This is a genomic window from Campylobacter concisus (genome assembly GCF_002092845.1).
Classification (GTDB): domain Bacteria; phylum Campylobacterota; class Campylobacteria; order Campylobacterales; family Campylobacteraceae; genus Campylobacter_A; species Campylobacter_A concisus_AQ.
In genome coordinates this window covers 117,548-125,724 of record NZ_LVXF01000038.1, presented here as the reverse complement: position 1 = coordinate 125,724, position 8,177 = coordinate 117,548, and the positions used below count along the sequence as shown (strand labels likewise).

12 protein-coding genes are annotated in these 8,177 nt (G+C 35.1%); 6 read left to right on the top strand and 6 right to left on the bottom strand.

Features of this window, described 5'->3' with window-relative positions:
• The coding region (gene gatC, locus A3854_RS07485; RefSeq protein ID WP_084041957.1) for an Asp-tRNA(Asn)/Glu-tRNA(Gln) amidotransferase subunit GatC at positions 1–258 on the bottom strand (258 nt) is incomplete at its 3' end.
• A gap of 127 nt (positions 259–385) precedes the next feature.
• Between gatC and A3854_RS07480 the strand changes: the two genes are divergently transcribed.
• From A3854_RS07480 to A3854_RS09850, 6 genes are all read left to right on the top strand, one after another.
• Positions 386–949, top strand: a complete 564-nt coding sequence (locus tag A3854_RS07480) for a hypothetical protein (RefSeq protein WP_084041956.1) — start codon at positions 386–388, stop codon at positions 947–949.
• Positions 949–1,956, top strand: a complete 1,008-nt coding sequence (locus A3854_RS07475) for an L-seryl-tRNA selenium transferase (protein ID WP_084041955.1) — start codon at positions 949–951, stop codon at positions 1,954–1,956. Before A3854_RS07480 ends, A3854_RS07475 begins: the two co-directional genes overlap by 1 nt.
• The gene (locus A3854_RS07470; RefSeq protein WP_084041954.1) at positions 1,953–2,285 is read left to right on the top strand and encodes a hypothetical protein; all 333 of its coding nucleotides are present in this window, start codon (positions 1,953–1,955) and stop codon (positions 2,283–2,285) included. Before A3854_RS07475 ends, A3854_RS07470 begins: the two co-directional genes overlap by 4 nt.
• Complete coding sequence (locus tag A3854_RS07465; protein ID WP_084041953.1) at positions 2,272–2,901, top strand: type III pantothenate kinase; 630 nt, start codon at positions 2,272–2,274, stop codon at positions 2,899–2,901. The genes A3854_RS07470 and A3854_RS07465 overlap by 14 nt, the downstream gene beginning before the upstream one ends.
• Positions 2,898–3,506, top strand: a complete 609-nt coding sequence (gene hisG, locus A3854_RS07460) for an ATP phosphoribosyltransferase (RefSeq protein WP_084041952.1) — start codon at positions 2,898–2,900, stop codon at positions 3,504–3,506. The genes A3854_RS07465 and hisG overlap by 4 nt, the downstream gene beginning before the upstream one ends.
• A 326-nt stretch (positions 3,507–3,832) precedes the next feature.
• Positions 3,833–3,976, top strand: a complete 144-nt coding sequence (locus A3854_RS09850) for a hypothetical protein (RefSeq protein ID WP_257639894.1) — start codon at positions 3,833–3,835, stop codon at positions 3,974–3,976.
• A 398-nt stretch (positions 3,977–4,374) separates the two neighbouring features.
• On the opposite strand, the gene A3854_RS07450 is transcribed toward A3854_RS09850, so the two are convergent.
• The 5 genes from A3854_RS07450 to A3854_RS07430 all read right to left on the bottom strand — a co-directional run bounded on the left by A3854_RS07450 (position 4,375) and on the right by A3854_RS07430 (position 8,089).
• Positions 4,375–5,019, bottom strand: coding sequence for an ABC transporter ATP-binding protein (locus A3854_RS07450; RefSeq protein ID WP_084041951.1), 645 nt, complete (start codon positions 5,017–5,019; stop codon positions 4,375–4,377).
• Positions 5,019–6,083, bottom strand: coding sequence for a translation elongation factor Ts (gene tsf / locus A3854_RS07445; protein ID WP_084041950.1), 1,065 nt, complete (start codon positions 6,081–6,083; stop codon positions 5,019–5,021). The genes A3854_RS07450 and tsf overlap by 1 nt, the downstream gene beginning before the upstream one ends.
• Complete coding sequence (gene rpsB, locus A3854_RS07440) at positions 6,083–6,871, bottom strand: 30S ribosomal protein S2 (protein WP_084041949.1); 789 nt, start codon at positions 6,869–6,871, stop codon at positions 6,083–6,085. The genes tsf and rpsB overlap by 1 nt, the downstream gene beginning before the upstream one ends.
• A 145-nt stretch (positions 6,872–7,016) precedes the next feature.
• Positions 7,017–7,232 carry an acetyltransferase gene (locus A3854_RS07435; protein ID WP_084041948.1) on the bottom strand — a complete coding sequence of 72 codons (216 nt, stop codon included), beginning with the start codon at positions 7,230–7,232 and terminating at the stop codon, positions 7,017–7,019.
• Positions 7,233–7,309: 77 nt separating this feature from the next.
• Positions 7,310–8,089, bottom strand: coding sequence for a DUF4198 domain-containing protein (locus tag A3854_RS07430; RefSeq protein WP_084041947.1), 780 nt, complete (start codon positions 8,087–8,089; stop codon positions 7,310–7,312).
• Between the last annotated feature and the right edge of the window lie 88 nt (positions 8,090–8,177).

The window sequence follows — 8,177 nt, the reverse complement described above, 5'->3', positions numbered from 1 at the left end:
ATGCCCTTCACGTGAAGGAGCGTATTTCAAGATCGTATCAATCACATCACTTGGTCTTGGCTCATCTTCTCTTAAAGGCGTGCCACCTTTTATAGAGCTAACTACAGCTTCATCGCTACTTAGATCAAGTTCATTTAAAATATCAACAAAAGAAACAATCTCGCTTAGTTGTTTTTTTACTTCTTCTCTTTTTTCATCACTGATTTGTAAGGCAGAAAGTTTTTCTAATTTATTTAAAAGAGTATCATCTATTTGCATTATATAAGTAACCTTATTAATTAATTTTGAGCCATTATATCACATTCAAGCTTTAATTTTGGGATAGTTTTAATTTAATTATGTTAAAATCTGCGAATTAAAATTTTTTAAAAATAAAGGAAAAGCGTTGGCTATAAAAGAAGATCTAACACAGATAAAACAAGAGATTGGTGCTCAAGAACAGTTTTTAGAAAGCATGATCAAAGGTGAGCGTTTCTTTAGAAAGTATAAAAAATTTATGATAATTGCCATTATCGTTGCCGTCATTGCAATTATTGGATTTTATTCGAATAAAATAATAAATGATAATAGAATTGAAGATGCAAATTTGGCTTACTCAAAGCTCATTTTAAATCCAAGCGATACAAATGCCTTAAGCATTTTAAAAGAAAAAGAACCAAATTTATATGCACTTTTTTCACTTCAGCAAAAGCTTGATAAAAATGAGACAAATGGCATTAGTGAGCTTGCGAATTTAAAAGTAAATCCTATAGTAAAAGATATAATTCTTTCACAAAATGGTAATGCAAACAATCAAATTTTAAGCGAATATAGCACACTTTTAAAAGGTTTTGAGCTTTTAAAACAAAACAAAATCAAAGAAGCAAATGATGAGTTTAATAAAATTTCACTCGACTCTCAACTTCAAACTTTAGTTAAAAATTTAAAACACTATCAGGGAATAAAATAATGAAAAAAATTACTCTTTTCTTGGCTTTTGCCTTGGCTTTAGTTTTAAGCGGATGTGGCACAAAAAGACAATATTTTGAGCCAGCTCAAACCTCTGGCAAAATTTCTTTGTCAAAAGATATGCCATCTTATATCAAATCAGCAAATGCAAATGGTGCCACTCTTGATAACGGCAATATTATCACCAAAAATGGCCTAAATACAAACATCAAGTTGCCTGAAAATTTTAATTTCTTAAATGAAAACAACGGCTTTATCATCTCAGCTAGTATAGATGGCGATCTAAATGTGACAGATCCTAGCGGACACAGCGTTTATAGCAATAAATTTCCAACAGCAATCGTTGCTGCTTCTCTTGACCAAAACCTATTAGCAGCTATCAGCGCGGCAAACCACATCTATCTAATAGACACAAATACCGCAACAACAATAATGGAATATAGCTCGTCTAATATAGCAGCAGTTGATTCAAGAATCGTAGCACCATTTTTTATGAGCTCGCTTATCGTTTATCCGGCATTAGATGGCAAAATTTATATAGTACAAAAAGAGACTGGTAGAATTTTACGTGACGTGGTCGTAAGCTCTGAAAATTTCTTTAATAACATCATATTCTTAGGCGTTGAGGGCGATAATCTAATTGCAGCAACAGCGAAAAAACTAATCGTCATTAACCCAAACCAAACAGTTTATTATGACGGTGAGATCAAAGATGTACTGGTTAATAACGATGAAATTTATATTTTTAAAAAAGATGGTACGATCGTAAGAACAAATCTTATGTTAAAAGAGCAAAATAAAGTAAATTTCAAATTTGCCATCTTCTCAGCAGCTACTATTATCAACAATAAGCTTTACGTAATCGAAAAAACAGGCTATGTTATAAAGACAAATTTAGATCTCAGTGGAGCTGAAATTTATGAGTTTAGCGATGAGATAAAAGATAAAAGCTTTATGGGCAATGGTGCCTTTTATTATGATAATGAACTTGTTAATTTAGGGCAATGAACCAAAAAATTTGGGAGCTTTTTGAAGCCAAAAAAATCCTTTTAAAAGATATCAAAGCACTTAATACAAGTGAATTTAGCACAAAAAAGACGCTTGATATCTTTTGGGGAGTGGACAATAAGAGCTTTTACAATCTTGTCTTTTTAAGAACAGCAAAAAGTAGATTACTACGCAAAGAGGCTTTGGAGCTTGAAGAAATTTCTAAAAAAATAGAGACGAAATTCCAAACAAGCCTAAGAAAAAAAACTATATTTTATAGCTCAGAAATTTGTTCTAAAGCCTTAAAAGAACTACAAGACAATAATTGGCGATGTTATGATTTTGTGTAATATAGGCAATACTAACGCTACATTTTTAGAAGATGGCAAAATCTCACGTATGAAAATTTCTGAGTTTAAAAGCTATAAGCCAGAAAAAAAAGTATATTTTATATCCGTAAATGATGAAATTTTAAATATTTTAAAAGATAATAAGATGTTTGTGGATCTAGAACCATTTTTTACTATTGATACGATATATCAGGGTCTAGGCGTAGATAGAATCGCAGCATGTTACTCTATAAATAATGGCGTAATCGTTGATGCTGGAAGCGCCATAACAGTTGACATTATGGCAAATTCTATCCATCTTGGAGGATATATCTTGCCAGGCATTTCAAGTATGCTAAACGCCTACAAAAGTATCTCGCCACGACTTGATATTACTATAAATTCGCAAATTGACATAGATGCCCTACCACAAAAAACAGCCGATGCCGTGAGTTATGGCATTATTAAACCAATAATAACTCTACTAGATAAACTAGCTGGCGACAAAAAGGTCTATTTTACTGGTGGAGATGGCGACTTTTTGTCAAAATTTTTTAAAAACGCTATTTGCGACAAGATGCTAGTTTTTCGTGCCATGCAAAAGCTAATAACTGAAAAGAAAGATATGATAATATGATAACAGTAGCACTACCAAAGGGAAGAATAGCCGAGGCAACACTAGAAATCTTTAGAAAAATTTTTGGTTCAAGTTTTTTATTTGAAGACAGAAAACTAATCCTTGAAGAAGGAAATTTTAGATTTTTAATGGTTCGCAACCAAGATATCCCAACTTATGTCACTGAAGGTGCAGCTGATATTGGTGTAGTGGGGCTTGACGTACTTGAAGAGCACAAGCCAAACGTTGTAAGGTTGCTAGATTTGAAAATCGGACAGTGTAAAGTTTGTATTGGCATAAAAAATGACTCTGAATTAGATCTAAGCCAGCCAGAGCTAAAAATAGCTACAAAAATGCCAAATATAACAAGAAATTATTTTACGAAACAAGCCGTAGCTGTAAAGATCATCAAGCTTTATGGCTCGATCGAACTTGCACCACTAGTTGGCTTAAGCGATGCGATAGTTGATGTCGTTGAGACTGGCTCGACTATGAAACAAAATGGACTAAAGATCGCTGGTGATATCATGCAAAGCTCAGCTTATCTAATAGCAAATAAAAATAGTTTTATCATTAAAAAAGATGAGATTTTAGAGCTTTATAAAAAAATCAAAGAAGAAATTTAAAGTCCTTCTTTCTTATCATAAAGTACAAAATTTCTCTAATTATAAAGTCCGACTATTCGCTTATAAATTCTTTTGGAATAACGTAGTAGTAGCTATTGGCGCATCTTAGTACTTAGCAACACAAATTTAATCACGAGAGATTATTATTTAATCGAATTTTAGTCTATTGTTAATTTATCTTAATAGAATTAGTACTGACATACCAAAGAGCGATCTAAATATTACAAAGATAGTAGTTTCTGACGAGCTAAGAGCTAAGCATAAGCTAAAGCCTCATTACGAATATCTAAGCTTTGATTGCATTGATTGCCATCAAAATCAAGGCAATGAGTCCTAGCAAATTTAAAGCGACCAGTGATAATGGCTACACTAGCTGCCATACAAATATGATAGGTAGCAATAAAATATCAGCACAAGCTCAAAAGATGCACGCCCACTATAAAAACTTCTTGGCAGTCGTAAAGAGCTAAAATGTGTAAGCTACCACTATGATGCAGGATATAGCGCTGGCTTTAGAATTTACCTTGAATATTGGAAGCCAACATATAAAAATTATGAGAAGAAGATGCTAGAGTAAAAAATCAATGTTAAGAAAAAATTCTTCAAAGATGAATATAAACCTACAAAAGAGGAAGAGGAATTTTTAAAACAAAAGGCTGATAAGAATAATACAAAACATGTTGGTGGTTTTTGACGGGATAAGTCTAAACTTTCTTATTAATCAGGCAAGTAATTTAAGCTTGCCTGATTTTACCTATTACGTAAAGCTTTTTAATACAAATTTATATTATAAAGATATAGATAAATCTAAATTGGAAAAATTTATAAAAATATTAAAGATAAAATAATAAATTTTAGTTTTTAAAATTTAAGAAATTTGCACAAGCTCTTTGTTCTCAAGCTTGCATGAGCTATCGCATTTTGCTGCTAAATCGTTGTCGTGAGTGACTAGAACAAGGGCAGCGTTATTTTCATTTATATAGTCAAATAAAACTTGCATTACCTCATTTGCTGTTTGCTTGTCAAGATTGCCCGTTGGCTCGTCTGCAAAGATGATCTTTGGCTTTTTGGTAAGCACTCTAGCGATACTAACGCGTTGCTGCTGACCACCGCTTAGCTCACCAACTTTTTGATTTATCACACTTGAAATTTTAAGCGCTTCAAGATCATTTTTTTCTATATTTTCACCAGATAAGATACTAGCAAGCTCGATATTTTCGTAAGCACTAAAGCCTTTAAAAAGGTAGTGTGACTGGAAAATAATGCCAAAATGAAGCCTTCTAATGGCCAAAAGCTCGTTTTGAGAAAGCTCATAGATCGATCTATCTTGATAGATGACCTCACCAAAATTTGGTTTTAAAAGTGTTGAAAGTATGTGTAAAAGCGTTGATTTGCCACAACCGCTAACGCCGGTTATCGCGATGCTTTGTTTTTGATTGAGAGTTAAATTTATATTATTAAAGAGCGTATAATCATACGCAAAGCCTAGATTAGACGCTCTTAAAATTTCCATTAGCCTATTTGAGCAGCAACTTCTGCAGCAAAGTCATCTACTTTTTTCTCTAAGCCTTCACCAAGCTCGAAACGAACGTATTTTACGATCTCGATCTTGCCGCCAAGCTCTTTGCTCTTCTCTTCGACAACTTGTTCGATAGTCTTTTTATCGTCCATTACATAAAACTGACCTAAAAGTGTAAGGCGTTGATCAAGCACTGTGTTATCAGCGTAAAATCTCTCGATCTTACCAGGGATGATCTTGTCCCAAATTTTCTCAGGTTTGCCCTCAGCTTTTAGCTCTTCCTCGATCGCTTTTGTAGCTTTTGCAAGCTCAGCATCACCTATCTGGCAGCGGCTAGCATACTCAGGGATGTGATGAAGTGGCTTGCCTAGGCGTTTTAGCTCTTCATTTTCTTTTTCAAGCTCAGCACGAAGTGCGATAAATTCTTTCTCAACAAAATCTTTATCAAGGTCTTTGTAGCTTATAACGCTTGGCTTCATAGCAGCTGCGTGCATACATAAATTTCTTATAAATTCAGCTGCTTTATTTGCAACTTCTACGCTTTCGCAAGCTGCACCAATAAGTACGCCAACACGGCCATTTGAGTGAACATAACCATTTACCACGCCCTTATCATCAGCGCTAATAGTCTCAAAGCGACGAACTACAAGGTTTTCACCGATAGTTGCAATCTGAGTTTTGAAGTAATCTTCAAATTTAACACCATTTAAAGTGCTCGCATTTAGCTCTTCAACTGTTTTTATGCCGCTTGATTGGATGTGAGCAGTTGCGTCTTTTGCAAGTGCTTGGAACTGTGGATTTCTAGCAACAAAGTCAGTCTCAGAGTTGATCTCGCTGATAGTTGCTTTTTTGCATTTTGAACAAACTTCAACACTTACCAAACCCTCACTTGCAAGGCGATCAGCTTTTTTAGCAGCTTGGCCTAGGCCTTTTTCACGAAGGATATCAACAGCTTTTTCCATGTCGCCATTTGCTTCGCCAAGTGCTTTTTTGCAGTCCATCATGCCAGCTCCGGTTGATTCGCGGAGCTCTTTTACCATTTGTGCAGTTATTTCCATTACTCTTCGTCCTCGCCAAAGTCTTCTTCGCTCATAGCCTCAGCTACAACTGCGTCTTTCTCATCTTGGCTTACTTCTTCACTAGCAGCTTGCTCGCCACCATCTTGCTCAAGAAGTGATTTGCCTTCGTTAATAGCCTCAGCCATCTCTTGGCAGAAAAGCTGAACAGAGCGGATAGCATCGTCATTTCCTGGGATCGGATAATCAACAACGTCAGGATCGCAGTTTGTATCGATCGGTGCTACAACTGGGATTTTTAGGCGGTTAGCCTCTTGAACGGCGATCTTTTCTTTAACTGTATCAACGACAAATATCATATCAGGTAGGCTTTTCATATTGCGGATACCGCCAAGAGTTGCGATAAGTTTCTCTTTTTTGCGGCGAAGCATCAAAGCCTCTTTTTTAGTTAGTAAATTTATCGAACCATCTTCTTCCATAGTCTCGATAACTTCTAGTTTGCGGATAGACTGGCGGATAGTACCGAAGTTTGTCATCATACCACCTAACCAGCGGTGATTTACATAAGGCATTCCACATTTTTCAGCGTACTCTTTTATAGCGTCGATAGCTTGTTTTTTAGTACCGACAAATAGCACTGACTTGCCTTCAGCAGCTGCGTCACGAACGATGTTGTAAGTGTAGCGGAAGTAGCGGATAGTCTTTTGTAGATCTATAATATAGATACCTTTTCTCTCACCAAAGATAAATTTTTTCATCTTTGGGTTCCAGCGGCGTGTTTGGTGACCAAAATGTACGCCACACTCTAATAAATCTCTCATAGTTACCATGAGTTTCTCCTTGTTTTAGGCATTTTGCCTTGAATTTAGTTTTATCCTCCACGACCATTAATGCTTTCGCACAACCAAATTTAGGATTGTCGTGTGTGAAATAAAGGGGGATTATACTTAAAGTAATATGAATTTAAACTAAAGTTTATTTACTTAATTGCGAGTCTTCTTCGATTTTTATTAACTTAGCAAAAATTTCTGCCATCGTTTGTCTTTGTTCGGATGAAATTTTAAGCTTCTTAACATTTAAAAGAATGCTTACAAATTCCTCATTTTGTAGCGTTTCTACGCCAAATTTTCTTGCGTTTGTAGTGATTTTTAGCACAAGAGGATTTTTTGATTTAAAGTTTTCGTAAGGCATTCTTTCTCTACTTTCAAAATTACAAAGCGATTATAAAAAATTTATAATAAATTCGAACTCAAATTTATATCAAACTTTTATTCTTTTATCTCAAAACTAAGCGTCGTTTTTAACGTCTCTTTATCACACTTCGCAGCATCTGGATAAGGTCTTTCATAAATCACCTCAAATACCCAAAATCCTGGCCTTAGAGCTAATACTTCAGTGATGCCTTGCTCATCCGTCATGCCGTAAAACGCGTGCTTATGGTCTAAAAATCCAGCAAAAGTACCAGTTAGTTTGGCTCGCTCTAGCGGCTTTCCATCAGCAAAAACCTGCAATTTAAAAGGCTTATCTACTCTAAATTCTGCTGGGTTTTGTAGCGGTACGATCTCGATTTTAACTCCAACAGGTTTAGCTACGAAGTCGTTTGTTTCACCTAAATTTAAGACTCTTTTAGATGTTATCGTCATCAGCCGGCAAATCTGTATATCGCTTAGATCCTTTAGATCAAGCTTAGTTTTGTCTATTAACCACTTGCCATCACTACGCTTTTTAAGCGAATACATAGGATTTTGCTGTGCTAGTAAGATATATGTGCCTTTGTCTAATCTTTCGCCCTCATAGCGGTAGTTCTCGCCACTTTGTGTAAGCTTCTTTTTGCTACCATCTTTGCTTATTACAGTAATTGGCGCAAAAAGATGGACGCGTTCGGCCATAATAGGCTCTAGCTTTGGAAAATCGTCGCTATAACCCATGTTTGCGATAAATTTTCCTAGCTTTTCATCATTAGCTCCATCTACCCAAAACATGTGTGCTTGCGCCATATAAAAGGCTCCTGTTAACATAATGGCAGTCAAAATTCTACCTATTTTCATGATTTTCGTTGTTGTTCTTTTTGAGATTTGATGTCAAATTGTAGCTAAAAATTATTATATTTAGCCATTTTTAGATCAAATTAAATAT

Excerpts from the sequence above, each read along its gene's own strand:
- A3854_RS07475 (WP_084041955.1), top strand. The coding sequence starts at position 949 with ATGAAAAAAATTACTCTTTTCTTGGCTTTTGCCTTGGCTTTAGTTTTA.
- A3854_RS07470 (WP_084041954.1), top strand. The coding sequence starts at position 1,953 with ATGAACCAAAAAATTTGGGAGCTTTTTGAAGCCAAAAAAATCCTTTTA.
- A3854_RS07465 (WP_084041953.1), top strand. The coding sequence starts at position 2,272 with ATGATTTTGTGTAATATAGGCAATACTAACGCTACATTTTTAGAAGAT.
- hisG (WP_084041952.1), top strand. The coding sequence starts at position 2,898 with ATGATAACAGTAGCACTACCAAAGGGAAGAATAGCCGAGGCAACACTA.
- A3854_RS09850 (WP_257639894.1), top strand. The coding sequence starts at position 3,833 with ATGAGTCCTAGCAAATTTAAAGCGACCAGTGATAATGGCTACACTAGC.
- A3854_RS07450 (WP_084041951.1), bottom strand. The coding sequence starts at position 5,019 with ATGGAAATTTTAAGAGCGTCTAATCTAGGCTTTGCGTATGATTATACG.
- tsf (WP_084041950.1), bottom strand. The coding sequence starts at position 6,083 with ATGGAAATAACTGCACAAATGGTAAAAGAGCTCCGCGAATCAACCGGA.
- rpsB (WP_084041949.1), bottom strand. The coding sequence starts at position 6,871 with ATGGTAACTATGAGAGATTTATTAGAGTGTGGCGTACATTTTGGTCAC.
- A3854_RS07435 (WP_084041948.1), bottom strand. The coding sequence starts at position 7,232 with ATGCCTTACGAAAACTTTAAATCAAAAAATCCTCTTGTGCTAAAAATC.
- A3854_RS07430 (WP_084041947.1), bottom strand. The coding sequence starts at position 8,089 with ATGAAAATAGGTAGAATTTTGACTGCCATTATGTTAACAGGAGCCTTT.